The sequence below is a fragment of the Streptomyces sp. NPDC053367 genome (assembly GCF_044545925.1).
GTDB lineage: Bacteria > Actinomycetota > Actinomycetes > Streptomycetales > Streptomycetaceae > Streptomyces.
The window spans coordinates 171,486-196,965 of sequence record NZ_JBITYN010000009.1; the positions used below are offsets into that span (position 1 = coordinate 171,486).

Consider the following 25,480-nt stretch of genomic DNA (forward strand, 5'->3'; position numbering starts at 1 on the left):
CATGGGACTCGAAGAAAAGCTGCCGAGCGGATTCCTGCTGACCACCGTCGAGCAGGCCGCGGGCTGGGTGCGCAAGGCGTCCGTCTTCCCGGCCACCTTCGGACTCGCCTGCTGCGCCATCGAGATGATGACCACCGGCGCCGGTCGCTACGACCTGGCGCGCTTCGGCATGGAGGTCTTCCGCGGGTCACCGCGCCAGGCGGACCTGATGATCGTCGCCGGCCGGGTCAGCCAGAAGATGGCGCCGGTGCTCCGGCAGGTCTACGACCAGATGCCGAACCCCAAGTGGGTGATCTCCATGGGGGTCTGCGCCTCCTCGGGCGGCATGTTCAACAACTACGCCATCGTCCAGGGCGTCGACCACATCGTGCCGGTCGACATCTACCTCCCCGGCTGCCCGCCCCGGCCGGAGATGCTGATGGACGCGATCCTCAAGCTGCACCAGAAGATCCAGACCTCCAAGCTCGGCGTGAACGCCGAGGAGGCGGCCCGCGAGGCGGAGGAGGCGGCGCTCAAGGCCCTGCCCACCATCGAGATGAAGGGGCTGCTGCGGTGAGCGACGCACCCAAGGACGCGAACGGCGTCAACCCCGACAAGGCGCTCTCCGCCGAGAACCTCCCCGGCCAGCGAGGCCAGGGCGGCGAGGAGATCCGCGTCCAGCGCGGCATGTTCGGCGCGAACAACGGCGGCGACACCTCCGGCTACGGCGGTCTCGTCCGCTCGGTCCGCCTCCCGGGACCGGCGGCCCGCCCCTACGGCGGCTGGTTCGACGAGGTCGCCGACGAACTGGAGGGCGCCCTGGAGGAGCAGGGCCTCCTCCCCGAGAACGCCATCGAGAAGACGGTCGTCGACCGCGGCGAACTCACCTTCCACATCGAGCGCGAGCACCTGCTGCGCGTCGCCCGCACCCTGCGCGACGACCCGGCCCTGCGCTTCGAGCTGTGCACCGGCGTCAGCGGTGTGCACTACCCGCACGACAAGGGCCGCGAGCTGCACGCCGTCTACCACCTGCGCTCGATCACCCACAACCGGCTGATCCGCCTGGAGGTCAGCGCCCCGGACGCCGACCCGCGGATCCCCTCGCTCGTCCCCGTCTACCCGACGAACGACTGGCACGAGCGCGAGACCTACGACTTCTTCGGAATCGTCTTCGACGGTCACCCGGCCCTGACGCGGATCATGATGCCGGACGACTGGCAGGGCCACCCGCAGCGCAAGGACTACCCCCTCGGCGGCATCCCCGTCGAGTACAAGGGCGCCCAGATCCCGGCTCCGGACCAGCGGAGGTCGTACTCGTGAGCACTTCGCACGCATCCGCCGCTTCGGCGCGAGAGACCACCGAGGGCACCGTCTACACGGTCACCGGTGGCGACTGGGACGAGGTCGTCCAGAGCGCGTCCCGCGCGGACGACGAACGCATCGTCGTCAACATGGGCCCCCAGCACCCCTCCACCCACGGAGTGCTGCGCCTGATCCTGGAGATCGAGGGCGAGACGGTCACCGAGGCCCGCTGCGGCATCGGCTATCTGCACACCGGCATCGAGAAGAACCTCGAGTACCGCACGTGGACGCAGGGCACCACCTTCGTCACGCGCATGGACTACCTCACGTCCTTCTTCAACGAGACCGCCTACTGCCTCGCCGTCGAGAAGCTCCTCGGTATCGAGGACCAGATCACCGAGCGCGCCAAGATCATCCGGGTGCTCCTGATGGAGCTGAACCGGCTCTCCTCCCACCTGGTGTGCATCGCCACCGGCGGCATGGAGCTCGGCGCGACCACGATCATGATCTACGGATTCCGGGACCGCGAGATGATCCTGGACCTCTACGAGCTGATCACGGGCCTCAGGATGAACCACGCGTACATCCGCCCCGGCGGACTCGCCCAGGACCTGCCGCCCGGCGCGGTGGACCAGATCCGCGAGTTCGTGAAGAAGATGAAGCGGAACCTCCCGGAGTACGACAAGCTCGCCACCGGGAACCCCATCTTCAAGGCCCGTATGCAGGACATCGGCTACCTCGACCTGGCCGGCTGCATGGCCCTCGGCGCCACCGGCCCGATCCTGCGCGCCACCGGCCTGCCGCACGACCTGCGCAAGACGCAGCCCTACTGCGACTACGAAACCTACGACTTCGACGTCCCGACCGCCGACACCTGCGACGCCTACGGCCGCTTCCTGATCCGCCTGGAGGAGATGCGCCAGTCGCTCAGGATCGTCGAGCAGTGCCTGGACCGGCTCAAGCCCGGCCCGGTCATGGTCGCCGACAAGAAGATCGCCTGGCCCGCCCAGCTCGCCCTGGGCCCCGACGGACTCGGCAACTCCCTCGACCACATCAAGAAGATCATGGGCACCTCCATGGAGGCCCTGATCCACCACTTCAAGCTGGTCACCGAGGGCTTCCGCGTCCCGCCGGGACAGGCGTACGCGGCCGTCGAGTCCCCCAAGGGCGAACTCGGCGTGCACGCCGTGTCCGACGGCGGCACCCGCCCCTACCGGGTCCACTTCCGCGACCCGTCCTTCACCAACCTGCAGGCCATGGCGGCGATGTGCGAAGGCGGCCAGGTCGCCGACGTCATCGTCGCCGTCGCGTCCATCGACCCCGTGATGGGAGGCGTCGACCGGTGACCACCTCTTCCTCGGAGCGAGCCGAGCGAGGCGTCAGCCTGGGCATGCCCGAGCTGCCCGCGCCCGGCTACCCGGACGACGTCCGGGAAAGGCTCGAGCGTGACGCGCGCGAGGTCATCGCCCGCTACCCCGACTCCCGGTCCGCCCTCCTGCCGTTGCTGCACCTCGTGCAGGCGGAGGAGGGACACGTCACCCGCACCGGCATGCAGTTCTGCGCCGACGTGCTCGGCCTGACCACGGCCGAGGTCACCGCGGTCGCCACCTTCTACACCATGTACCGGCGCCGGCCCTCCGGCGACTACCAGGTGGGCGTGTGCACCAACACGCTGTGCGCGGTGATGGGCGGCGATGCGATCTTCGACGCCCTCCAGGAGCACCTGGGCGTCGGCAACGGCGAGACCACCGACGACGGCAAGGTCACCCTGGAGCACATCGAGTGCAACGCGGCCTGCGACTTCGCGCCGGTCGTGATGGTCAACTGGGAGTTCTTCGACAACCAGACCGTCGAGAGCGCCAAGCGCCTCGTGGACGACCTGCGCATCGGGCGGACGGTCTCGCCCACGCGCGGGGCGCCGCTGTGCACCTTCAAGGAGACCGCGCGGATCCTCGCCGGTTTCCCCGATGAGCGGCCAGGGGCCGTCGAGGCGGGCGGCAGCGCGGGACCGGCGTCGCTGGTGGGCCTCCGCCTGGCCAAGGGAGAGACCGCACCCGCGCGCGTGGTCCACCCGCGCGACGGCGGACCGCACGACGAGCCGCAGGACAAGGTGCACGAGCCGTCACCGGCCGAGCACGTCAGCTCGCACGACGCGCCACAGGACACATCGGCATCCGACCCCGCCCACCCGGCAGGGCCCACCGCCGAGGAGGGGGAGTGATGACCTTGGCACCCGAGCTGAAAGACACCAGCCCCGAGAAGCTGCTCGCACCCGTGCTGTCGTCCTTCTGGGACGAGGAGCGCTCCTGGACGCTGGACGTCTACCGAAGGCACGAAGGGTACGAGGGACTCCGCAAGGCGCTCGCCATGTCGCCGGACGACGTGATCGCGTACGTCAAGGAGTCCGGTCTGCGCGGGCGCGGCGGCGCGGGATTCCCCACCGGAATGAAATGGCAGTTCATTCCTCAGGGGGACGGAAAGCCGCACTATCTAGTTGTCAACGCCGACGAGTCGGAGCCTGGAACCTGCAAGGACATTCCGCTCCTCTTCGCGAACCCGCACAGCCTCATCGAGGGCATTGTCATCGCGTGTTATGCCATCAGGTCGTCGCATGCCTTCATTTATCTGCGTGGTGAAGTCGTCCCCGTTCTGCGGCGGTTGCACGAGGCCGTGCGCGAGGCCTACGCGGCCGGCTACCTCGGCGAGAACATCCTGGGCAGCGGTCTGAATCTGGAACTCACCGTGCACGCGGGCGCGGGCGCGTACATCTGCGGTGAGGAGACCGCGCTCCTGGACTCCCTCGAAGGCCGCCGCGGCCAACCGCGGCTGCGTCCCCCCTTTCCTGCGGTGGCAGGTCTCTACGCCTGCCCGACTGTTGTGAACAACGTCGAGTCGATCGCCTCGGTTCCCGCGATCATGCAAAACGGAAAAGAATGGTTCAGGTCGATGGGCAGCGAGAAGTCACCGGGCTTCACGCTCTACTCGCTCAGCGGCCATGTCGCGAGCCCCGGCCAGTACGAGGCGCCGCTCGGCATCACCCTGCGCCAGCTGCTGGAGATGAGCGGCGGGATGCGGCCCGGGCACCGGCTGAAGTTCTGGACGCCCGGCGGTTCCTCCACCCCGATGTTCACCGACGAGCACCTCGACGTCCCCCTCGACTACGAAGGAGTGGGCGCCGCGGGTTCCATGCTCGGCACCAAGGCGCTCCAGTGCTTCGACGAGACCACCTGCGTGGTACGGGCCGTCACCCGCTGGACCGAGTTCTACGCCCATGAGTCCTGCGGCAAGTGCACGCCCTGCCGCGAAGGCACGTACTGGCTCGTGCAGCTGCTGCGCGACATCGAGGCCGGCAAGGGCGTGATGAGCGACCTCGACAAGCTGAACGACATCGCCGACAACATCAACGGCAAGTCGTTCTGCGCCCTCGGCGACGGCGCCGCCTCGCCGATCTTCTCCTCGCTGAAGTACTTCCGCGAGGAGTACGAGCAGCACATCACGGGCCGCGGCTGCCCCTTCGACCCGGCCAAGTCGACGGCCTGGGCCGACCGTACGGAGGTGAACGCATGACAGTGACCACCAGCGCTCCCTCCGGAGGGGGCGAGGCGGCGGTCCCGCCGGAAGACCTGGTGTCGCTGACCATCGACGGCATCGAGATCAGCGTGCCCAAGGGCACCCTGGTCATCCGGGCCGCCGAACAGCTCGGCATCGAGATCCCCCGCTTCTGCGACCACCCCCTCCTCGACCCGGCCGGCGCCTGCCGCCAGTGCATCGTCGAGGTCGAGGGCCAGCGCAAGCCCATGGCGTCCTGCACGATCACGTGTACGGACGGAATGGTCGTGAAGACTCAACTGACCTCACCCGTGGCCGAGAAGGCGCAGCACGGCGTGATGGAGCTGCTCCTCATCAACCACCCCCTGGACTGCCCGGTCTGCGACAAGGGCGGCGAGTGCCCGCTGCAGAACCAGGCCATGTCCCACGGGCAGGCCGAGTCCCGCTTCGAGGGAAAGAAGCGGACCTACGAGAAGCCCGTGCCGATCTCCACTCAGGTGCTGCTCGACCGTGAGCGCTGCGTGCTGTGCGCGCGCTGCACCCGCTTCTCCGACCAGGTCGCGGGCGACCCGATGATCGAGCTCATCGAGCGGGGAGCGCTCCAGCAGGTCGGCACCGGCGAGGGCGACCCCTTCGAGTCGTACTTCTCCGGCAACACCATCCAGATCTGCCCCGTCGGAGCGCTCACCTCGGCGGCCTACCGGTTCCGCTCCCGCCCCTTCGACCTGGTCTCCTCGCCCTCGGTGTGCGAGCACTGCTCCGGCGGCTGCGCCACACGCACCGACCACCGGCGCGGCAAGGTCATGCGGCGCCTGGCGGCCACGGACCCGGAGGTCAACGAGGAGTGGATCTGCGACAAGGGCCGCTTCGCGTTCCGGTACGCCCAGCTGCGCGACCGGCTGGAGACACCGCTGGTGCGCGGAGCCGACGGTGAACTCGCCCCCGCGTCCTGGCCGGAGGCCCTCCAGGCCGCGGCCGATGGCCTGCTGGCCGCCCGCGGCCGTACCGGCGTCCTCACCGGCGGCCGACTGACCGTCGAGGACGCGTACGCGTACAGCAAGTTCGCGCGCGTGGCGCTCGACACCAACGACATCGACTTCCGCGCGCGGGTGCACAGCAGCGAGGAGGCCGACTTCCTCGCCGCGCGGGTGGCGGGCCGCGGCCGTGACCTCGACGGTACGGGCGTGACGTACACGTCGCTGGAGAAGGCGCCCGCCGTCCTGCTGGTCGGGTTCGAGGCCGAGGAGGAGGCGCCCGGCGTCTTCCTCAGGCTGCGCAAGGCCTGGCGCAAACACGGACAGCGGGTCTTCGCGCTGGCCACGCACACCACGCGCGGTCTGCAGAAGGCGGGCGGCACCCTGCTGCCGGCCGCCCCCGGCACCGAGACCGAGTGGCTGGACGCCCTCGCGAGCGGTGTCGGCCTGGAGGAGCCCGGCGGTCGGTGCGCCGAGGCGCTGCGCGCCGAGGGCGCCGTGATCGTGGTCGGCGAACGCCTCGCGGCGGTCGCGGGCGGGCTCACCGCCGCCGTACGGGCCGCCTCCGCGACCGGCGCGCGGCTGGTGTGGATCCCGCGCAGGGCCGGGGAGCGCGGTGCCGTCGAGGCCGGCGCGCTGCCGTCGCTGCTGCCGGGCGGCCGTCCCGCCACCGACCCACGCGCGCGTGAGGAGGTCGCGGCCGCCTGGGGCGTCGCCGAACTCCCGCACCGCTACGGCCGAGACACCGGCCAGATCGTCGAGGCCGCCGCCTCCGGCGAACTGCGGGCGCTGCTGGTGGCGGGCGTCGAGGTCGCCGACCTGCCCGACCCGGCACGCGCGCGTGAGGCGCTCGCCGAGATCGGCTTCCTGGTGTCGCTCGAGCAGCGGCCCAGCGAGGTCACCGACCACGCGGACGTGGTGCTGCCGGTCGCGGCGGTCGCCGAGAAGGCCGGCAGCTTCCTCAACTGGGAGGGCCGGGTCCGCTTCTTCGAGGCCGCTCTCAAGCCCGACCAGATGACCCGCCGCCTGGCCCCCGCCGACGCGCGCGTGCTGCAGATGCTCGCCGACGCCATGGACGTCCACCTGGGCCTGCCGGATCTGCGCACCGCGCGCGCGGAGCTGGACCGGCTCGGCGCCTGGGACGGGCCGCGGGCCACCGAGCCGCTGGAGACCGGGGGCGTGCTGCCCCGGCCCGCCACCGGGGAGGCCGTGCTCGCCGGGCACCGGCTGCTGCTCGACCAGGGTGTGCTGCAGCAGGGCGACGAGGCGCTCGCCGGCACGCGGCACGCGGCACACGCGCGTCTGTCCGCGGCGACTGCCGTCGAGGCGGGCGTGAAGGACGGCGACGTCCTGTCCGTGTCCGGCCCGTCCGGCACCGTCGAACTGCCGCTGTCGATCACCGAGATGCCGGACCGCGTGGTGTGGCTCCCGCTGAACTCCACCGGCCGGGGCGTCGCCTCCGACGCCGGGGTGCAGCCCGGCTCCCTCGTCCGCATCGGTCCGGCGACCCTCGCCGCCGAGGCCCCCAAGGAGGTGGAGTCATGAGCTGGCACCTCGCCGCCGAAGACCTCTCCCTGTTCGGCCGCGACCCCTGGTGGCTCGTCGCGGTCAAGGCGGTCTTCTGCTTCGCCTTCCTGATGGTGACCGTGCTGTTCTCCATCGTCTGGGAGCGCAAGGTCGTCGCTTGGATGCAGCTGCGCATCGGCCCCAACCGGCACGGCCCGTGGGGCATGCTCCAGTCCCTCGCCGACGGCATCAAGCTGATGCTGAAGGAAGACATCATCGTCAAGCGCGCGGACAAGGTCGTCTACGTCCTCGCGCCGATCGTCGCGGCCATCCCGGCCTTCATGGCGATCGCGGTGATCCCCTTCGGCCCGGCCGGCAACGAGATCTCGATCTTCGGCACGCGCACCACGATGCAGCTCACCGACCTGCCGATCGCGATGCTGTACATCCTCGCGGTCGCCTCGGTCGGCATCTACGGCATCGTGCTGGCGGGCTGGAGCTCCGGATCGACGTATCCGCTGCTCGGCGGTCTGCGCAGTTGCGCGCAGATGATCTCGTACGAGATCGCGATGGGAGCCGCCTTCGCGTCGGTGTTCCTCTACTCGGGGTCGATGTCGACGTCGACGATCGTCGAGCAGCAGGCCGACCGCTGGTACATCGTGCTGCTGCCGGTGTCGTTCATCATCTACATCGTCACCATGGTCGGTGAGACCAACCGGGCGCCGTTCGACATGCCCGAGTCCGAGGGCGACCTGGTCGGCGGCTTCAACACCGAGTACTCGTCGATCAAGTTCGCGATGTTCATGCTCGCCGAGTACGTCAACATGGTGACCGTCTCGGCGGTGTCCGTGACCCTCTTCCTCGGCGGCTGGCGGGCCCCGTGGCCGGTGAGCGGCTTCTGGGAGGGCGCCAACCACGGCTGGTGGCCGATGCTGTGGTTCACCGTCAAGGTGCAGCTGCTGCTGTTCTTCTTCATCTGGCTGCGCGGCACGCTCCCGCGGGTGCGCTACGACCAGCTGATGAAGCTCGGCTGGAAGGTCCTCATCCCGGTCTCCCTGGTCTGGCTGATGCTCGTCGCGACCGTGCGGGCCCTGCGCAACGAGAACTACGACTTCGCCGACATCGCCCTCTACGTCGGCGGCGGGGTGATCGCCCTGTTGCTGCTCTCCTTCGTCGCGGACTTCTTCCGCGACCGCGGCAAGCCCGCCGAGGCGGCGCCCGCGGACCGGGCCGCGTTCGACCCGATGGCGGGTGGATTCCCCGTGCCGCCGCTGCCCGGGCAGGAGCTTCCGGCGGTGCCGCGCAGGCGCTCGCGCCGGGAGGGGGAGCTGATTGTCAGTGGTGCCCCCGATACTCAGAGTGACGGATCGCTGGATGGAAAGGAGGCGTCCGATGGCTGAGGAACCCAAGGAGACCGACCCTGGTTTCCAGAACCCGGTGGCCGGCTTCGGCGTGACCTTCAAGGCCATGTTCAAGAAGCGGCTGACCGAGCAGTACCCGGAGCAGCAGAAGACCACCGCTCCGCGCTTCCACGGACGGCACCAGCTCAACCGCCATCCGGACGGCCTGGAGAAGTGCGTCGGCTGCGAGCTGTGCGCGTGGGCCTGCCCCGCCGACGCGATCTACGTGGAGGGCGCGGACAACACCGACGAGGAGCGCTACTCCCCGGGGGAGCGCTACGGCCGCGTCTACCAGATCAACTACGCCCGCTGCATCCTGTGCGGCCTGTGCATCGAGGCGTGCCCCACCCGCGCGCTGACGATGACCAACGAGTTCGAGCTGGCCGACTCCAGCCGCGCCAACCTCATCTACACCAAGGAGCAGCTGCTCGCCGGTCTGGACGAGGGCATGGTCGACACCCCGCACGCCATCTACCCCGGCATGGACGAACAGGACTACTACCGGGGCCTGGTGACCGAGGCCGCGCCCGGCACCGAGCGGCAGGTCGCCCTCTCCAAGGGCGAGGCCCCGCAGGAGGGCGCCTCGACCTTCGGCGCGGACGAGCCGGCGTCGGAGGAGGTGATCCGCCGATGAGCGCGCAGCTCGCCGCCTACTCCACCTCCACCGGCGAGGCCGTCCAGTTCTGGGTCCTCGGTACGGTCGCGGTGATCGGCGCGCTGTGCACGGTCTTCATGAAGAAGGCCGTCCACAGCGCGCTGTGCCTGGCCGGCACCATGATCATCTTGGCGGTGTTCTACCTCGCCAACGGCGCCTACTTCCTGGGCGTCGTCCAGATCGTCGTCTACACCGGCGCGATCATGATGCTGTTCCTGTTCGTGGTGATGCTCGTCGGTGTCACCGCGGCCGACTCCCTGAAGGAGACCGTCAAGGGCCAGCGCTGGCTGGCCCTGCTGTGCGGCCTCGGCTTCGGCATCCTGCTGGTCGCCGGGATCGGCAACGCCTCCCTCACGGAGTTCGACGGACTCGGCCAGGCCAACGCGGGCGGCAACGTCGAGGGCCTGGCCTCCCTGATCTTCACCAAGTACGTCTTCGCCTTCGAGATCACCGGCGCCCTGCTGATCACGGCCGCCGTCGGCGCGATGGTCCTCACCCACCGCGAGCGCACCGAACGGGCCCGCACCCAGCGCGAGATGGCCGAGCAGCGGGTCCGCGAGGGCAAGCACCTGCCGCCGCTGCCGGCGCCCGGTGTGTACGCGCGGCACAACGCCGTCGACATCGCCGGCCTGCTGCCCGACGGCACCCCGTCGGAGCTCACGGTCAACAAGACCCTGCGCGAGCGCGGCCAGATCCGGGACGTCTCGGCGGAGGCGCTGAACGACCTCAAGGCCATCGAGCAGCGCGCCGAGGAGCGCCTGGAGCGCACCGCGATCGAGCCGCCGCACTTCAAGCGGGCCGAGGAGGCGTCCAAGTGAACCCGGTCAACTACCTCTACCTCGCCGCCCTGCTGTTCACGATCGGCGCCACCGGCGTGCTCATCAGGCGGAACGCGATCGTGCTGTTCATGTGCATCGAGCTGATGCTGAACGCCTGCAACCTCGCGTTCGTCGCCTTCTCCCGGATGCACGGCAATCTCGACGGCCAGATCATCGCCTTCTTCACGATGGTCGTCGCCGCCGCGGAGGTCGTGGTCGGGCTCGCGATCATCGTGTCGCTGTTCCGTTCCCGCCACTCGGCCTCGGTCGACGACGCCAGCCTGATGAAGCTGTAAGGGGTCGCTCAAGTGGAGAACCTGATTGCGCTGCTGATCGCGGCGCCCCTGCTCGGAGCGGCCGTACTGCTGTGCGGCGGCCGGCGGCTCGACGCCGTCGGCCACTGGATCGGCACACTGCTCGCGGCCGTCTCCTTCGTGCTCGGCCTGGTGCTGTTCACCGACCTGCTCGGCAAGGGCGCCGAGGACCGCACCGTCACCCAGCACCTGTTCAGCTGGATCCCGGTCGAGGGCTTCCAGGCGGACGTCGCCTTCCGCCTGGACCAGCTGTCGATGACGTTCGTCCTGCTGATCACGGGCGTCGGCTCGCTGATCCACCTGTACTCGGTCGGGTACATGGAGCACGACGAGCGCCGCCGCCGCTTCTTCGGCTACCTGAACCTGTTCCTCGCGGCCATGCTGCTGCTCGTCCTCGCCGACAACTACCTGCTGCTGTACGTCGGCTGGGAGGGCGTCGGCCTCGCCTCCTACCTGCTGATCGGCTTCTGGCAGCACAAGCCCAGCGCCGCCACGGCCGCGAAGAAGGCCTTCCTGGTCAACCGCGTGGGCGACATGGGCCTGTCGATCGCGATCATGCTGATGTTCACCACCTTCGGCACCTTCGCCTTCGGCCCGGTCCTCGGCACCCACGAGGAGGCCGGTCTGGTCGCCGACACCGGTGAGGGCAAGCTGACCGCCATCGGCCTGATGCTGCTGCTCGCCGCCTGCGGCAAGTCGGCCCAGGTGCCGCTGCAGTCCTGGCTCGGGGACGCGATGGAGGGCCCGACCCCGGTCTCGGCCCTCATCCACGCCGCGACCATGGTGACCGCGGGCGTCTACCTGATCGTCCGCTCCGGTGCGATCTTCGACGCGGCGCCCGACGCCCAGCTCGTCGTCACCATCGTCGGCGCGGTCACGCTGCTGTTCGGTGCGATCGTCGGTTGCGCGAAGGACGACATCAAGAAGGCCCTGGCCGGCTCGACCATGTCGCAGATCGGCTACATGGTGCTGGCGGCGGGCCTCGGCCCCATCGGCTACGTCTTCGCGATCATGCACCTGGTGACGCACGGCTTCTTCAAGGCCGGGCTGTTCCTCGGCGCCGGTTCCGTCATGCACGGCATGAACGACGAGGTCGACATGCGCCGCTACGGCGGCCTGCGCAAGTACATGCCGGTCACCTTCGTCACCTTCGGCCTCGGCTACCTCGCCATCATCGGCTTCCCGGGCCTGTCCGGCTTCTTCTCCAAGGACAAGATCATCGAGGCGGCGTTCGCCAAGGGCGGCACCGAGGGCTGGATCCTCGGCGGCGTGGCCCTGCTCGGCGCGGCCATCACCGCGTTCTACATGACGCGCGTGATGCTGATGACGTTCTTCGGCGAGGAGCGCTGGCGCGACCGGCCCACCCCTTCCCCGGCCGAGCCCAGCGTGGAACCGGCCGCCGAGACGCACGGCGAGCACAGCGAGCCTCACCCGCACGAGTCGCCGAAGGTCATGACGATCCCGATGATCGTCCTGGCCGTGGGCTCCGTCGCGGGCGGCGCGTTCTTCAGCGTCGGCGACCGCTTCCTGCACTGGCTGGAGCCCATCACCGGGCACGACCACGGTGACGCGCCGATCAGCGCGGGCGTGGTCACCGGCGCCACGGTGGCCTGCATGGTCATCGGCGTCGCCATCGCCTGGGCGATGTACGGCCGCCGCCCGGTCCCGGCCGTCGCCCCGCGCGGGTCGCTGCTCACCCGGGCAGCCCGCCGCGACCTGCTCCAGGACGACTTCAATCATGTCGTCCTGGTCCGCGGCGGCGAGCACCTCACCCGGTCCCTGGTCTACGTCGACCACACCCTGGTCGACGGCGTCGTCAACGGCACGGCTGCCTCGGTCGGCGGCCTCTCCGGACGGCTGCGCAGGCTGCAGAACGGCTTCGCGCGGACGTACGCGGTCTCGATGTTCGGCGGTGCGGCGGTCATCGTCGCCGCGACCCTGCTGATGAGGGCGGTCTGATACCGATGTCCTTTCCTCTGCTGACAGCGACGGCGGTGCTCCCGGCCGTCGGGGCGGTGGCCACGGCCGCCGTGCCCGCCGCGCGCCGCACCGCCGCCAAGTGGCTGGCCCTGCTGGTCTCGCTGGCCACGCTCGCCCTGGCGATCGCGGTCCTGGTCCGCTTCGACCCTGACGGCGACCGCTACCAGCTCACCGAATCCCACGCCTGGATCAAGGAGTTCGGGGTCCGCTACGAGCTGGGTGTGGACGGCATCGGGGTGGCGCTGATCGCGCTCACCGCCCTGCTGATCCCGTTCATCGTCCTCGCGGGCTGGCACGACGCCGACCCGCTGGAGACCGGCAGCCGCCGCTGGCGGCCGACGCAGGGCTTCTTCGCCCTGATCCTCGCCGTCGAGGCGATGGTGATCCTCTCCTTCGAGGCCACCGACGTCTTCCTCTTCTACATCCTCTTCGAAGCCATGCTCATCCCGATGTACTTCCTCATCGGCGGCTTCGGGGACCGTGCCCACGAGCACGGCGAGGAGGTGGCGTCGACCCAACGCTCTTACGCCGCGGTCAAGTTCCTCCTCTACAACCTCGTCGGCGGACTGATCATGCTGGCCGCGGTGATCGGCCTGTACGTCGTCGCCGGGAACTTCTCCCTCACCGAGATCGCCGAGGCCCGCGCCAACGGCTCGCTCGACATGGCGACCAGCACCGAACGCTGGCTGTTCCTCGGCTTCTTCTTCGCCTTCGCGGTGAAGGCGCCGCTGTGGCCGCTGCACACCTGGCTGCCCAACGCCATGGGGGAGGCCACCGCCCCGGTCGCCGTCCTCATCACCGCGGTCGTCGACAAGGTGGGCACCTTCGCGATGCTCCGCTACTGCCTCCAGCTCTTCCCGGAGGCCAGCAAGTGGGCGACGCCCGCGATCCTCGTCCTCGCGCTCATCAGCATCGTCTACGGTGCTCTGCTCGCGGTCGGCCAGCGGGACATCAAGCGCCTGGTGGCGTACGCGTCGATCTCCCACTTCGGTTTCATCATCATGGGCATCTTCGCGATGACCAGCCAGGGCCAGTCCGGCGCGACCCTCTACATGGTCAACCACGGCATCTCGACGGCCGCGCTGATGCTGGTGGCCGGCTTCCTGATCTCGCGGCGCGGCTCGCGGCTCATCGCCGACTACGGCGGTGTGCAGAAGGTCGCCCCGGTGCTCGCCGGCACCTTCCTGATCGGCGGCCTGGCGACGCTGTCGCTGCCCGGACTCGCGCCGTTCGTCAGTGAGTTCCTGGTGCTGGTCGGCACGTTCGCCGAGTACCCGGTGGTCGGCATCATCGCCACCTTCGGCATCGTGCTCGCCGCGCTGTACACCCTCGTCCTGTACCAGCGGACGATGACCGGCCCGGTGAAGCCCGAGGTCGCCGCGATGCCCGACCTGCGGGTGCGCGAACTCGTGGTCGTGGCACCGCTGGTCGTGCTGCTGATCTTCCTGGGCGTCTACCCGAAGCCCGTGACGGACATCGTCAACCCGGCGGTGAAGCAGACCATGTCCGACGTACACAAGAAGGACCCCCGGCCCGAGGTGGAGGCGGCCAAGTGAGCGCAACAGCCGTCCACAGCCTGTGGACAACGGCGGCCGATCCGATCTCGAAGATCGACGCGCCGAAGATCGAATATGGGCAATTGTCGCCCACCCTGATCGTCGTGGGCGCGGCGATCGTCGGGGTGCTCGTCGAGGCGTTCGTGCCGCGCAAGTCCCGCTACTACGCCCATCTGTTCGTGTCCGTCGTCGCGCTGGTCGCGGCGTTCGCCGCGGTGGTGGCGCTCGCCGCGGACGGCTTCGGCACCACCAAGGCACGGATCGCGGCGATGGGCGCGGTCGCGGTCGACGGTCCCGCGCTGTTCCTGCAGGGCACGATCCTGCTGGTCGCGCTGGTCGGTCTGTTCACCTTCGCCGAGCGCCGCCTGGACCCGCTGGCGCACGGCAACCGCGTCGACTCCTTCGCCGCGCAGGCCGCCTCCGTGCCCGGCAGCGCCGGTGAGCAGGCCGCGGTGAAGGCCGGGTTCACCACCACCGAGGTGTTCCCGCTGCTGCTGTTCGCCGTCGCGGGCATGCTGCTGTTCCCCTCGGCCAACGACCTGCTGACGCTGTTCGTGGCCCTGGAGGTCTTCTCCCTGCCGCTGTACCTGCTGTGCGCGCTGGCCCGCCGCAAGCGGCTGATGTCGCAGGAAGCGGCCGTGAAGTACTTCCTGCTCGGGGCGTTCGCCTCCGCGTTCACCCTGTTCGGCATCGCGCTGCTGTACGGCTACTCCGGCTCGATGTCGTACGCCACGATCGCGCAGGTCGTCGACGGCTCGGTCACCGACGTCACCCCGGCCCTCGCCGACACCATGGGCAATGACGCGCTGCTGCTGGTCGGCGCCGCGCTGATCGTGATGGGCCTGCTGTTCAAGGTGGGCGCGGTGCCGTTCCACATGTGGACGCCGGACGTCTACCAGGGCGCGCCGACCCCGGTCACCGGCTTCATGGCGGCCGCCACCAAGGTCGCCGCGTTCGGTGCGCTGCTGCGCATCCTGTACGTCGTCCTGCCGGGCCTGCGCTGGGACTGGCGGCCGGTGATGTGGGGCGTGGCGATCGTCACGATGCTGGGCGGCGCGATCGTCGCGATCACCCAGACCGACATCAAGCGGCTGCTGGCGTACTCGTCGATCGCCCACGCGGGCTTCATCCTCGCGGGTGTCATCGCGACCACCCCGGACGGCGTGTCCTCGGTCCTGTTCTACCTGGGTGCCTACTCGTTCGTGACGATCGGCGCGTTCGCGGTCGTCACCCTCGTGCGGGACGCGGGCGGCGAGGCGACGCACCTGTCGAAGTGGGCCGGTCTCGGCCGGCGCTCCCCGTTGGTGGCGGCCGTGTTCGCGGTGTTCCTGCTCGCCTTCGCGGGCATTCCGCTGACCTCGGGCTTCACCGGCAAGTTCGCCGTGTTCAAGGCGGCGGCCGAGGGCGGCGCGGCCCCGCTGGTGGTGGTCGGTGTGATCTCGTCCGCGATCGCGGCGTTCTTCTACATCCGCGTGATCGTGCTGATGTTCTTCAGCGAGCCGCGGCCCGAGGGCCCGACGGTCGCCGTGCCGTCCCCGCTGACGATGACGGCGATCGGCGTCGGCGTGGCGGTCACGCTGGTGCTCGGTGTGGCTCCGCAGTACTTCCTGGACCTGGCGGGTCAGGCCGGGGTGTTCGTGCGCTGAGCAGCGGTGCGCCGATGGGCCCCGGTTCCCCCCGTGGGGACCGGGGCCCATCCGTGTGCGGCCTGCGGCGTCCCGTCAGGGGGCCGGGTTCGCCGGGCAGGTCACGGTCGGGTTCGTCGGGCTGAACAAACCGTCGGGGTTCGTCTTGTAGAGCCATGCGCGCAGCGTGTGGCCGGACCCGAGGGGCTGGGGGAGCAGGTCCGGGCCGTTGAAGTCCTGGCCGAACAGCGACGGCCGGTCGACGCCCGTCCCGGCCTGGACGATCCACTCCGCGCCCACGAGCCTGCGCCTCCCGTCAGGCCCGTCCTCGTACAGGAGAGCCTCGGGCTTACCGGGATCGAGGTCGCCGTCGTCCTGGACGGCGTCCAGGTCGACGTAGCGGTAGCCCAGGCCCGGCACGCACGGGGTGATGAGGTAGCCGCCCGCCTGCGTGAACGGCTCGTACCCGTACGCGCCGGTCGCCGTGTACGTCGAGACCAGCTGCGTCCAGGCGAACGGGAACGGGTCCGCGGCGGGCGCGGCCTGCGCGGGGACGGCCGCGAGGGACAGGGACAGGGCTCCGGCTGCCGCGAGGCCGAGGGCGGCTCTGAGGGGGCGGTGGGACACGGGGGACTCCTTGAGCGGGAAATCGAGGGACGAAAGGGAGGGACGAAAGGGAGGGACGGGCGGGCCCCCGTCCCGCCCCAGCAGGATGTCCCTGCCGCAGGCCGGCCGCCATGTGACGAGTCCGATCGAATGATCACGGAAAGTAATGACTGTCACCCGAACGGGTCTGTGGATAACTCCGGGGCTGTCGGTGCGGGCGCCTATCGTGGACGCAGTGGTCGAGACGCGACGTACGGGGGACACGACGATGGGCGGGACGGGCGGGATCATCGACATGCCAGAGGTGACCGGGTTGCCGGCGGCCGGGAGCGAGGCGCTGGCCACGCTGCACCGCGTCTTCGGCTACGACGCCTTCCGCGGTGAGCAGGAGGCGGTCATCGAGCATGTGGTGTCCGGCGGCGACGCCGTGGTGCTCATGCCGACCGGCGGCGGCAAGTCGCTGTGCTATCAGATCCCCGCCCTGGTCAGACCCGGCACGGGCGTCGTCGTCTCGCCGCTGATCGCGCTGATGCAGGACCAGGTGGACGCGCTGCGGGCGCTCGGTGTGCGGGCCGGGTTCATGAACTCCACGCAGGACTTCGACGAGCGGCGCATGGTCGAGGCGGAGTTCCTGGCGGGCGAGCTGGACCTGCTCTACCTGGCTCCGGAGCGGCTGCGTCTGGACGCCACGCTCGATCTGCTCTCCCGGGGCAAGATCTCGGTGTTCGCGATCGACGAGGCGCACTGCGTGTCCCAGTGGGGCCACGACTTCCGCCCCGACTATCTCGCCCTGTCCCTGCTCGGCGAGCGCTGGCCGGACGTGCCGCGCATCGCGCTCACCGCGACGGCGACCCACGCCACCCACCGCGAGATCACCGAGCGGCTGCACATGCCGACGGCCCGCCACTTCGTCGCGAGCTTCGACCGGCCCAACATCCAGTACCGGATCGTGCCGAAGGCGGACCCCAAGAAGCAGCTGCTGAGCTTCCTGCGCGAGGAGCACGCGGGCGACGCGGGCATCGTCTACTGCCTGTCGCGCAACTCGGTCGAGCGGACGGCCGAGTTCCTCACGGCCAACGGTATCGAGGCCGTGCCCTACCACGCGGGCCTGGACGCGGGCACCCGCGCCGCCCACCAGTCCCGGTTCCTGCGCGAGGAAGGGCTGGTGGTGGTGGCGACCATCGCCTTCGGCATGGGCATCGACAAACCCGACGTCCGCTTCGTCGTCCACCTGGACCTCCCCAAGTCGGTGGAGGGCTACTACCAGGAGACCGGCCGCGCCGGCCGTGACGGGCTGCCGTCGACGGCCTGGCTGGCGTACGGGCTGAACGACGTCATCCAGCAGCGCAAGCTGATCCAGTCGGGCGAGGGCGACGAGGCGTTCCGGCGCCGGGCCGCCGCGCACCTGGACGCGATGCTCGCCCTGTGCGAGAGCGCCCAGTGCCGGCGTGGACAGCTCCTCACCTACTTCGGCCAGGACGCCGACCCGGCGGGCTGCGGCAACTGCGACACCTGTCTGACCCCGCCGGAGACGTGGGACGGCACGGTCGCCGCCCAGAAGGTGCTGTCGACGGTGGTGCGGTTGCAGCGTGAGCGCGGCCAGAAGTTCGGCACCGGGCAGATCATCGACATCCTGCTCGGCCGGCGCACCGGCAAGGTCATCCAGTTCGACCACGACCAGCTGTCCGTGTTCGGCATCGGACAGGACCTCACCGAGGGCGAATGGCGCGGTGTGGTACGGCAGTTGCTGGCCCAAGGGCTGCTCGCCGTCGAGGGGGAGTACGGCACGCTGGTGCTGACCGAGTCCAGCGGTTCGGTGCTGCGGCGCGAGCGGGAGGTGCCGCTGCGCAAGGAGCCGAAGAAGCCGGCCGGGTCCCGGTCGGGCTCCTCGGGCCGGGGCGAGCGCAAGCCGAAGGCCGCCGCGGCCGAGCTGCCCGAGGCCCTGCTGCCCGCCTTCGAGGCGCTGCGCGCCTGGCGTGCGGAGCAGGCCCGCGAGCAGGGCGTCCCGGCCTACGTCATCTTCCACGACGCCACGCTGCGGGAGATCGCCACCGTCTGGCCCACCTCGGTGCGCGAGCTCGGGGGCGTCAGCGGGGTCGGCGAGAAGAAGCTCGCGACCTACGGGGAGGGCGTGGTCAAGGTGCTGGCCTCGCTGGACGGACCGGGCACCTCTGCCGGTGCGCGCGACGAGGGCGGGGCCGCGCCGGGCCGAGGGGCCGCGCCGGACGAGGGCCGGGCAGAACCGGACGACTGGCCGGAGATGGACGCCGAGCCGGAACCGGACGACTGGATATAGCGCCGGGGCCGGGCCCGGCCGTCGGGCCGCGGCTTGCCCGCAGGTCCCTGCACCTGCCCCTTCCCCTGCCCCGGGCGGGGTCCGGATACGGATCAGGACCCGGGCCGGGACACGGATCAGGACCCGGGCCGGGATACGGATCAGGACCCGGACCGGGCCCGCGCCCGAAACCCGCCCGTCAGCTCAGTGCCGTCAGGCCAGGGGCGAACGTGATCAGCAGCGGCAGCAACGGCACCAGCGCCGCCACCGTCGTCGTCAGGGCCCGCTGCCCGCGCTCCAGCCGGGGCGGTGGCTGCAGGAGGCGGTCGACGCGCTCGCCGAGGAGGCGGTTGCTGGAGGCGCAGGACAGGACACCGCGGTGCTGGTTCAGCTCGATCAGAGCCAGGGCGGTGGTGAGGTGGCCGCACCGGCGGGAGGCCGCGTCGTCGGCGGCGAGCTCGACCAGGCGGCGGGTCTGGTCGCAGAAGTGGGTGAACAGCGGCACCCGGGGGAAGCCGGTCGCCAGGGCCGTCGACAGGTGCAGCAGCCAGTCGTGGTGGGCGCGCGCGTGGCCGCGCTCATGGGTGAGCACGGCGTCCAGCTGACGGTCGGTGAGCCGGTGCAGGGCGCCGGTGGTGACGACCAGCTGGGGCGGGTGGCCCGGCATCCACCAGGCGTCCGGGTATTCGTCCTCCAGCACCAGTAGGGGGCCGCGCGCGGCCGGGAGGCCGGCGGGCAGGTCGGGGGCGCGTTCCCGCAGATGCGCCCGGGCCGCTCCGCGCCGGCGGCGGGCCTCCACCAGCTCACGGGCGAGCATCGCGGTGGTCCAGGCGGCCCCGCAGGCCAGCAGGAGGGTGAGGACGGTGACCCAGGGCGGCGCAGCGGACAGGTCGTAGGCGGCGGTGACGGCCGACGGGGCCGGGGCGAAGACCCGGGACCGGACGGTCCCGAAGACGGCGGCGGCACTCAGCACGAGGGCGGTGAGGCAGCACAGCAGAACGGTCGCCACCAGGCACTGCCACACCCACAGCGCGACCACGGGTTCCCGTTCGGGCCAGGCGGCCCGGGTCAGCGCACGGGGGACCGGCACGGCGGCCGTCAGGGCGACGACGCCCAGCAGGAGCATGCAGACGGTCATGCCACGGGCTCCGGATCCTGATCGGAAGGGTCGGCTGCGGGGCAGGTGGGCGGGCGACGCGGGGGTGCAACGCCGGGCGCCGCACCCTCCGGCGGTCGGAGCGGACCGGCGACCGCCCGCCGCCAGTATGACGGCGACGGGCGACCGACGTAAGAAATCCGGCAGGACCGTCGCGGATCACGGGCCTTGTCGAACGTGCCGACCGGGCTCACCTGGACAGGCCCCCGGCCAGACACCCCCGGCCAGGCGCCCCCAACCAGGCACCCCGGGCCAGGCGCCCCGGGCCAGGCGCCCCGGGCCAGGCGCCCCAAGCCAGGCATCCCCGGCCAGGCACCCCGGGCCAGGCTCACCCGGTGCCGCAGTGCCCTCGCCGGGGCGGAACCAAACAGGCTCACCCCCAGGATCCCGGGGATCCCGGCCGGCTCACCCGCGGAGCGAGCCCTCAGTCGACCCGGCCCGGCACGACGCGCCCGGTCACCTCGCCGAGACCCACCCGGGTGCCGTCCGGGCCGGGAGCCCAGGCGGTCAGGGTGACGACGTCGCCGTCCTCAAGGAAGGTGCGCTTGCCGTCGGGGAGTTCGAGGGGGTCGCGGCCGTTCCAGGTGAGTTCGAGGAGGGAGCCGCGCTGGGCCTCGGTGGGGCCGCTGATGGTGCCGGAGCCGTAGAGGTCGCCGGTGCGCAGGGAGGCGCCGTTGACCGTCATGTGGGCGAGCTGCTGGGCGGCGGTCCAGTACATGGTGGAGAAGGGAGGTTCGGAGACGACATGACCGTTGATCGCGACGGAGAGGCGCAGGTCGTAGCCGTGGGGCTCCTCGTCGCCGTCGTCGAGGTAGGGCAGCAGCGGGTGGGTGCGCTCGGGCGGGGCGACACGGGCCTCCTCCAGCGCCTCCAGCGGGGTGATCCACGCCGACACGGAGGTGGCGAAGGACTTGCCGAGGAACGGGCCGAGGGGGACGTACTCCCAGGCCTGGAGATCGCGCGCGGACCAGTCGTTGAGCAGGCACAGGCCGAAGACGTGATCGCGGAAGCCGGCGAGGGGCACGCTGCTGCCCATGGGCGACGGCGTGCCGACGACGAAGCCGACCTCGGCCTCGATGTCCAGGCGGACGGACGGGCCGAAGACGGGCGCGGGGTCGGCGGGGGCCTTGCGCTGGCCGGAGGGCCGGATGACGTCGGTGCCGGAGACCACGACCGTGCCGGAGCGGCCGTGGTAGCCGATCGGCAGGTGCTTCCAGTTCGGGGTGAGGGAGTCCTCGGCGTCGGGGCGGAAGATCTGGCCGACGTTACGGGCGTGGTTCTCCGAGGCGTAGAAGTCGACGTAGTCCGCGACCGTGAACGGCAGGTGCAGGGTCACCGAGTCGAGCGGGTGCATGAGCGGCTCGATGGTCTCGCGGTACGAGGGCACCGTCACCCAGGCCGTCAGCGCGCGCCGGACGTCGGACCAGGCCGTGCGGCCGGCGGCCAGCAGCCGGTCGAGGGAGGGCTGGGCGAGCAGGGTGACGTAGGGGGAGCCGAGGGCCCGGGCCGCCGCGCCCGCGTCGAGGACGTGGTCACCGAGCCGGACGCCGACGGTCCGCTGGTCCGGGCCGCCGGTGGAGAACACACCGTACGGAAGGTTGTGCGGGCCGAAGGGGTCGCCTTCGGGGACATCGAAGGGGGGCATGCGGTTGTGCCTCGCTCTCGTGCGTGCCGTGTGCGGTGCCGTGCGGCCGCCCGCCGGTGCGGGCACGGGCGGGCGGCTGGGCCACACGTTACGGCCGAGGCGGCCGTCTTGGGCAGTGCCCCAGGGGCTGGCGGGGTGCCGCCGCCGGTCGGGGGAGAGGAGGCTGCCCGACGGGGAGGTCGTAGGTTCGCAGGGCGACACCTGGGGGTGAAATCCCGGAGAGTGAAAGGGAGTTGAAGGGGCGTGTGGGCTGGGACGGGCGCCCTGCGGGGGCCGGTCGGCGCCGGGGAGGGGGCGCGCGATGTCCGTATTCTCTGATCATGGCCGCACCCACCGCATATGCCGAGCGCACCCCGTACTCACTCATCGCCACCGATCTGGACGGCACGCTGCTTCGCGGCGACGACACGTTCTCCGATCGGTCGCGGGCCGCTCTGGCGCTGGTGGCGCACGCCGGCGCCCGACATCTGGTGGTGACCGGCCGGCCCGCGCCCCGGGTGCGCCCCCTGCTGGAGGACCTGGGCTGCACGGGGCTCGCGGTGTGCGGGCAGGGCGCGCAGCTCTACGACGTCGGCGCCGACCGGCTGCTGTGGTCCGTCACCCTGGACCAGGAGCTGGCCGAGACCGCGCTCGGCAAGATCGAGGCCGAGGTGGGGCAGGTGTACGCGGCCGTGGACCAGGACGGCGTCGACGGGCTCACCCTCATCGAGCCCGGCTACACGATGCCCCACCCGACGCTGCCTGCGGTGCGGGTGGAGCGGCGCGACGATCTGTGGTGCGAGCCGATCAGCAAGGTGCTGCTGCGCCATCCGAGTCTGGGTGACGACGAGTTGGCTGCCGTGGCGCGCGGGGTGGTCGGATCGCTCGCCACGGTCACCATGTCCGGGCCGGGCACCGTGGAGCTGCAGCCGTGCGGTGTCACCAAGGCGACCGGCCTGGCACTGGCGGCCCGGCACCTCGGGCTGGCGCCCGGGGACACGCTGGCGTTCGGCGACATGCCCAACGACATCCCGATGTTCGACTGGGCCGCGCACGGCGTGGCCATGGCCAACGCGCATCCGGAACTGAAGGCGGTGGCCGACGAGATCACCTGCTCGAACGAGGACGACGGCATCGCCGTCGTCCTCGAACGGATCTACTGCTGAGGAGGGATCAGTACGCGCCGAAGACGTTGTCGATCGATCCGTAGCGGGCCGCCGCGTAGTTGCAGGCGGCGGTGATGTTCGCGACCGGGTCGTACGGGTCGAAGGCGGTGCCCGGCACGTGGTACGCCGCGAAGGTCGGGTCGATGACCTGGAGCAGGCCCTTGGAGGGGGTGCCCGCGAGCGCGTTGGAGTCCCAGTTGTTGATGGCGAGGGGGTTGCCCGAGGACTCGCGCATGATGTTGCGGTAGATGCCGTCGTAGCTGCCCGGGATTCCGTGCTGGGCCATGACGTCGAGGGACTGGCGGATCCAGCCGTCGAGGTTGTCGGGGTACACGGTCGCCGTCGCCGTGGCCGCGGGGGCGGCCGAGGCGCCGGTCGCGCCGACGAGCGGCAGCGCGAGCGCGGCGGCGGCCACACCGGCGGCGGCGAGGGCACGGGCGAGACGGGGACGGCGGTTTGCATGCGTGTGCGCAGGCATGGGGAATTCCTCTCCGGCGCCTGCGAGGTGAGCTGTCGGGTTCGGGCGGAAAGGTGCCCGGCCGTGCCGAAGAAGGCATGGCTTCACCCCTAGCCGTCCCGGGTGTCGTAGCTGGTACGACGTCCGGGACGGCGACTTACCTGGGTCCCCCGCTCCTGCCGCTGCGATGTCGGTGGGTGCCTTGGGCGGCGGCAGGACTAGGCGTCCGCCCGGCAGGCCGGGAACGTATGCGAGAGCACATGCGCGAAACAAGTGCCGGATTCACACAAAGCACCGGTCAGGCATGATCCAGTCTGTTTGCGGCACTTGATCCTTTATGGCGACTGCCGCTCAACCAGGCGGCGGGAGGCGGCTTGCGCCGGCGGGGCAGGCCGCCGCGCGACCGGCCGGGCAGTGAGTCATCTCACCGTCGATCACAAGAGCGGCAATTGAGACATCGAGCCCAACTCGCCCTTAATCGGCGGCCCGTGGAATCCGCTTCTCCCAGGTGCGGTGGAACACGACCTCGCCGCCCTCCGTGCAGACCACCTCGTCCGAGGTGACGAAGTGCTCCCCGTCGCAGCCGATCTCCGAACGGGTGCGGACCGTGGCCTCCCAGGGCAGCTCGGGCCGGTGCAGCCGGACCGACCACTCGGCGCGGGCGCGGGCCGACAGCGGATCGTCGGCGCGGATCGTGTACGTCTCCAGCGCCTCCTCGGTGAGCTCCAGACCGTCCGGGTACACGCGTGTGCCGCCACGGACCGGAAGGACCTCAAGGCGCCACAGGCCCTCGGCGACCTCGCGCACCACCACCCGCTCCGGCCGGGGCTCGTCCAGGGTGGCCGGCAGGCTCACCCCCAGCGGCTCGGCCTGCTCCGGCTCCTCGAAGCCGACCTCGGCGCCCGCCTCGCGCGAGCGCACGGGCAGCTCCAGCGTGCTGCCGGCCGGGTCCAGCGTGAAGCCGGCCCCCGACCCCGGCTCGGGCCAGATCCACGGCCAGTACGCCGAGGAGACGGCGAGCCGGATGCGGTGCCCGGCCGGGAAGGCGTACCCGACGGCGCCCAGCTCGAAGTCCGCCCGCTGCGCAGGCCCGGCGGCCACGAGGTCGAGCGTCCCGCGGGTGACCAGCGTCGAGGACCCGTCCGGGGCCACGTCGCACAGCCGGGCGGCCACCTGCCCGCGCGGCGCCGCGCAGGCAAGCCGCAGCCGCACCCGGGGCCGCCCCAGCACCCAGGTCTCCTCGCCCACCTCGAACTCGAAGCACGCCGAGCGCGCGTCCTCCTCCCGCTGGTCCGGCGGCAGGTCGGCGTCGTGGCCGAGGGGCCGGAAGCGGCCGGCGTCCACACCGGTGTGCATCGGCGACCGTACGACGACGGGGGCGCCCCGGAGGGCGTACGTCACCGGTGTCACCCTCGGCGAGGGCCAGGCGGGCTCCCCGGCCCAGCCGCCCGGCAGGGCCGGGTACGTCGTGGCCGGAGGGTGCGCGTCGGTGACGTAGGAGCGCAGCAGGGGCTCAGCCAGGACGCCGGTGTCCTCGTCCTTCAGCCAGTGGTCCCACCAGCGCAGCGTCTCCTGCAGGAAGCCGATCGCCGGGCCGGGCGGCCGGTCGCGGTCGGGATAGCGGTGGGGCCAGGGGCCGAGCAGGCCGCGGACCCGGTCGGCGGGCAGGCGCTCCAGCAGGTGGAGCACGGTGTCGCGGTACGGGTCGTGCCAGCCGCTCACCGCGAGAACCGCCGCGCGGATCGCGTCGGGGTCCACACTGCCGCCGCCCTGCGGCCAGGGCGCGTCCCCGGGCTGCCGGTCCAGCCAGGTGTGCACGGCCGGCGAGACGGCCTCCAGCCGCCTCAGCCACAGATCGCGCCGGCCCTGACCGGCGTACGACGGGTCCGGCGGGAGACAGACCCGGGCGAGGGCCGCGGCGGAGCGGGTCAGCACCTCCTCCGCCCGGACGGAACCCGAGGCGGTGTGCGGTTCGTTGTCGGGGTGGTCGTCGGCGCAGCAGACCGCGACGACCGCCCTGAGCGGCTCGGGCGCCAGAGCCGCGACACGGAGGGAGCTGAGGCCGCCGCGGCCGATGCCGAACATGCCGACCCTGCCGTCGCACCACGGCCGGGCCGCCAGCCAGAGCACCACGTCCACCCCGTCGGCCGTCTCCAAGGCCGAGCGGCCGTCCGCGGGCAGCCCCTCGCTGTTGCCGTACCCGCGGGCGTCCACCCGGACGGAGGCATAGCCGTGCCCCGCGTACCAGGGGTGGCGCTGGGCGTCACGGACCGCGGTCGAGTCGGTCAGCCGGTCCGGCGCGTACTCCAGGAGTACCGGGACGGGCTCGTCCGTCAGGGGCCGCCACACGCGCGCATACAGCAGCGTCCCGTCCGCGAGCGGGACGCGCAGGTCCTCGTGGGCCGTGTCGTGGGGGAAGGACGTACGGATGCGCATGGCGGGATCCCTCGGGGGGTACCTGGGCTCAGCGTTGGGGCGGCGCTCTGTTGAGTCGATAAATGTCCGTTCTTATCGGTTGATCAGCAACATACCGGCCGT

At 71.1% G+C, this 25,480-nt stretch carries 20 protein-coding genes and 1 riboswitch; of the genes, 15 read left to right on the forward strand and 5 right to left on the reverse strand.

All coding sequences use genetic code 11. From position 1 onward, the window contains the following. Position 1: 1 nt before the first annotated feature. From ACIGXJ_RS25385 to nuoN, 13 genes are read left to right on the forward strand one after another with little or no spacing between them, the layout of a single operon-like run. Positions 2–556 (forward strand): NADH-quinone oxidoreductase subunit B family protein, encoded by a 555-nt coding sequence (locus ACIGXJ_RS25385; RefSeq protein ID WP_003998928.1) that lies wholly within the window; start codon positions 2–4, stop codon positions 554–556. After that, complete coding sequence (locus ACIGXJ_RS25390; RefSeq protein ID WP_399649543.1) at positions 553–1,299, forward strand: NADH-quinone oxidoreductase subunit C; 747 nt, start codon at positions 553–555, stop codon at positions 1,297–1,299. The genes ACIGXJ_RS25385 and ACIGXJ_RS25390 overlap by 4 nt, the downstream gene beginning before the upstream one ends. Next, entirely contained in the window at positions 1,296–2,627 is a 1,332-nt protein-coding gene (locus ACIGXJ_RS25395) for an NADH-quinone oxidoreductase subunit D (RefSeq protein ID WP_399649545.1), read from the forward strand. Before ACIGXJ_RS25390 ends, ACIGXJ_RS25395 begins: the two co-directional genes overlap by 4 nt. Further along, a complete protein-coding gene (gene nuoE / locus ACIGXJ_RS25400) occupies positions 2,624–3,502 on the forward strand; it encodes an NADH-quinone oxidoreductase subunit NuoE (RefSeq protein WP_399649548.1) in 879 nt (292 codons plus the stop codon). The genes ACIGXJ_RS25395 and nuoE overlap by 4 nt, the downstream gene beginning before the upstream one ends. Next, positions 3,502–4,848 (forward strand): NADH-quinone oxidoreductase subunit NuoF, encoded by a 1,347-nt coding sequence (gene nuoF, locus ACIGXJ_RS25405; protein WP_399649550.1) that lies wholly within the window; start codon positions 3,502–3,504, stop codon positions 4,846–4,848. Before nuoE ends, nuoF begins: the two co-directional genes overlap by 1 nt. Beyond that, a complete protein-coding gene (locus ACIGXJ_RS25410; RefSeq protein WP_399649552.1) occupies positions 4,845–7,349 on the forward strand; it encodes an NADH-quinone oxidoreductase subunit G in 2,505 nt (834 codons plus the stop codon). Before nuoF ends, ACIGXJ_RS25410 begins: the two co-directional genes overlap by 4 nt. Then, positions 7,346–8,710, forward strand: coding sequence for an NADH-quinone oxidoreductase subunit NuoH (gene nuoH / locus ACIGXJ_RS25415; RefSeq protein ID WP_399649555.1), 1,365 nt, complete (start codon positions 7,346–7,348; stop codon positions 8,708–8,710). The genes ACIGXJ_RS25410 and nuoH overlap by 4 nt, the downstream gene beginning before the upstream one ends. Continuing rightward, positions 8,703–9,344 (forward strand): NADH-quinone oxidoreductase subunit NuoI, encoded by a 642-nt coding sequence (nuoI, locus tag ACIGXJ_RS25420; RefSeq protein WP_399649557.1) that lies wholly within the window; start codon positions 8,703–8,705, stop codon positions 9,342–9,344. The genes nuoH and nuoI overlap by 8 nt, the downstream gene beginning before the upstream one ends. Beyond that, positions 9,341–10,183 carry an NADH-quinone oxidoreductase subunit J gene (locus tag ACIGXJ_RS25425; protein WP_399649560.1) on the forward strand — a complete coding sequence of 281 codons (843 nt, stop codon included), beginning with the start codon at positions 9,341–9,343 and terminating at the stop codon, positions 10,181–10,183. Before nuoI ends, ACIGXJ_RS25425 begins: the two co-directional genes overlap by 4 nt. Next, positions 10,180–10,479 carry an NADH-quinone oxidoreductase subunit NuoK gene (gene nuoK, locus ACIGXJ_RS25430; protein WP_053760538.1) on the forward strand — a complete coding sequence of 100 codons (300 nt, stop codon included), beginning with the start codon at positions 10,180–10,182 and terminating at the stop codon, positions 10,477–10,479. The genes ACIGXJ_RS25425 and nuoK overlap by 4 nt, the downstream gene beginning before the upstream one ends. Positions 10,480–10,491: 12 nt before the next feature. Beyond that, entirely contained in the window at positions 10,492–12,456 is a 1,965-nt protein-coding gene (gene nuoL / locus ACIGXJ_RS25435) for an NADH-quinone oxidoreductase subunit L (protein ID WP_399649562.1), read from the forward strand. 5 nt (positions 12,457–12,461) lie between these two features. Then, positions 12,462–14,033 (forward strand): NADH-quinone oxidoreductase subunit M, encoded by a 1,572-nt coding sequence (locus tag ACIGXJ_RS25440; protein ID WP_399649565.1) that lies wholly within the window; start codon positions 12,462–12,464, stop codon positions 14,031–14,033. Beyond that, positions 14,030–15,679: an NADH-quinone oxidoreductase subunit NuoN gene (gene nuoN / locus ACIGXJ_RS25445; protein ID WP_399649567.1), complete on the forward strand. Its 1,650-nt coding sequence runs from the start codon at positions 14,030–14,032 to the stop codon at positions 15,677–15,679. The genes ACIGXJ_RS25440 and nuoN overlap by 4 nt, the downstream gene beginning before the upstream one ends. A gap of 75 nt (positions 15,680–15,754) precedes the next feature. Here the strand turns inward: nuoN and ACIGXJ_RS25450 are convergent, their stop codons facing one another. Next, positions 15,755–16,285, reverse strand: a complete 531-nt coding sequence (locus tag ACIGXJ_RS25450) for a hypothetical protein (RefSeq protein ID WP_399649569.1) — start codon at positions 16,283–16,285, stop codon at positions 15,755–15,757. Positions 16,286–16,532: 247 nt separating this feature from the next. On the opposite strand from ACIGXJ_RS25450, the gene recQ reads away from it, so the two are divergent. Then, the gene (gene recQ / locus ACIGXJ_RS25455; protein ID WP_399650212.1) at positions 16,533–18,560 is read left to right on the forward strand and encodes a DNA helicase RecQ; all 2,028 of its coding nucleotides are present in this window, start codon (positions 16,533–16,535) and stop codon (positions 18,558–18,560) included. A gap of 178 nt (positions 18,561–18,738) precedes the next feature. Here the strand turns inward: recQ and ACIGXJ_RS25460 are convergent, their stop codons facing one another. Together ACIGXJ_RS25460 and fahA are read right to left on the reverse strand one after the other, a co-directional pair. Then, positions 18,739–19,677 carry a M56 family metallopeptidase gene (locus tag ACIGXJ_RS25460; protein ID WP_399649572.1) on the reverse strand — a complete coding sequence of 313 codons (939 nt, stop codon included), beginning with the start codon at positions 19,675–19,677 and terminating at the stop codon, positions 18,739–18,741. Between the two features lie 442 nt (positions 19,678–20,119). Then, positions 20,120–21,340, reverse strand: a complete 1,221-nt coding sequence (gene fahA / locus ACIGXJ_RS25465; protein ID WP_399649575.1) for a fumarylacetoacetase — start codon at positions 21,338–21,340, stop codon at positions 20,120–20,122. A gap of 320 nt (positions 21,341–21,660) precedes the next feature. Here fahA and ACIGXJ_RS25470 point away from each other — a divergent pair, with 320 nt between their 5' ends. Continuing rightward, the gene (locus ACIGXJ_RS25470) at positions 21,661–22,485 is read left to right on the forward strand and encodes an HAD family hydrolase (RefSeq protein ID WP_399649578.1); all 825 of its coding nucleotides are present in this window, start codon (positions 21,661–21,663) and stop codon (positions 22,483–22,485) included. Positions 22,486–22,492: 7 nt separating this feature from the next. On the opposite strand, the gene ACIGXJ_RS25475 is transcribed toward ACIGXJ_RS25470, so the two are convergent. Further along, complete coding sequence (locus ACIGXJ_RS25475; protein ID WP_399649581.1) at positions 22,493–22,963, reverse strand: transglycosylase SLT domain-containing protein; 471 nt, start codon at positions 22,961–22,963, stop codon at positions 22,493–22,495. A 4-nt stretch (positions 22,964–22,967) separates the two neighbouring features. Beyond that, positions 22,968–23,148: riboswitch (cyclic di-AMP (ydaO/yuaA leader) on the reverse strand. A gap of 268 nt (positions 23,149–23,416) precedes the next feature. Beyond that, a complete protein-coding gene (locus ACIGXJ_RS25480; RefSeq protein WP_399649583.1) occupies positions 23,417–25,378 on the reverse strand; it encodes a CocE/NonD family hydrolase in 1,962 nt (653 codons plus the stop codon). Between the last annotated feature and the right edge of the window lie 102 nt (positions 25,379–25,480).

Excerpts from the sequence above, each read along its gene's own strand:
- ACIGXJ_RS25385 (WP_003998928.1), top strand. The coding sequence starts at position 2 with ATGGGACTCGAAGAAAAGCTGCCGAGCGGATTCCTGCTGACCACCGTC.
- nuoF (WP_399649550.1), top strand. The coding sequence starts at position 3,502 with ATGACCTTGGCACCCGAGCTGAAAGACACCAGCCCCGAGAAGCTGCTC.
- ACIGXJ_RS25410 (WP_399649552.1), top strand. The coding sequence starts at position 4,845 with ATGACAGTGACCACCAGCGCTCCCTCCGGAGGGGGCGAGGCGGCGGTC.
- nuoH (WP_399649555.1), top strand. The coding sequence starts at position 7,346 with ATGAGCTGGCACCTCGCCGCCGAAGACCTCTCCCTGTTCGGCCGCGAC.
- nuoI (WP_399649557.1), top strand. The coding sequence starts at position 8,703 with ATGGCTGAGGAACCCAAGGAGACCGACCCTGGTTTCCAGAACCCGGTG.
- ACIGXJ_RS25425 (WP_399649560.1), top strand. The coding sequence starts at position 9,341 with ATGAGCGCGCAGCTCGCCGCCTACTCCACCTCCACCGGCGAGGCCGTC.
- ACIGXJ_RS25440 (WP_399649565.1), top strand. The coding sequence starts at position 12,462 with ATGTCCTTTCCTCTGCTGACAGCGACGGCGGTGCTCCCGGCCGTCGGG.
- recQ (WP_399650212.1), top strand. The coding sequence starts at position 16,533 with ATGGGCGGGACGGGCGGGATCATCGACATGCCAGAGGTGACCGGGTTG.
- ACIGXJ_RS25460 (WP_399649572.1), bottom strand. The coding sequence starts at position 19,677 with ATGACCGTCTGCATGCTCCTGCTGGGCGTCGTCGCCCTGACGGCCGCC.
- fahA (WP_399649575.1), bottom strand. The coding sequence starts at position 21,340 with ATGCCCCCCTTCGATGTCCCCGAAGGCGACCCCTTCGGCCCGCACAAC.
- ACIGXJ_RS25470 (WP_399649578.1), top strand. The coding sequence starts at position 21,661 with ATGGCCGCACCCACCGCATATGCCGAGCGCACCCCGTACTCACTCATC.
- ACIGXJ_RS25475 (WP_399649581.1), bottom strand. The coding sequence starts at position 22,963 with ATGCCTGCGCACACGCATGCAAACCGCCGTCCCCGTCTCGCCCGTGCC.
- ACIGXJ_RS25480 (WP_399649583.1), bottom strand. The coding sequence starts at position 25,378 with ATGCGCATCCGTACGTCCTTCCCCCACGACACGGCCCACGAGGACCTG.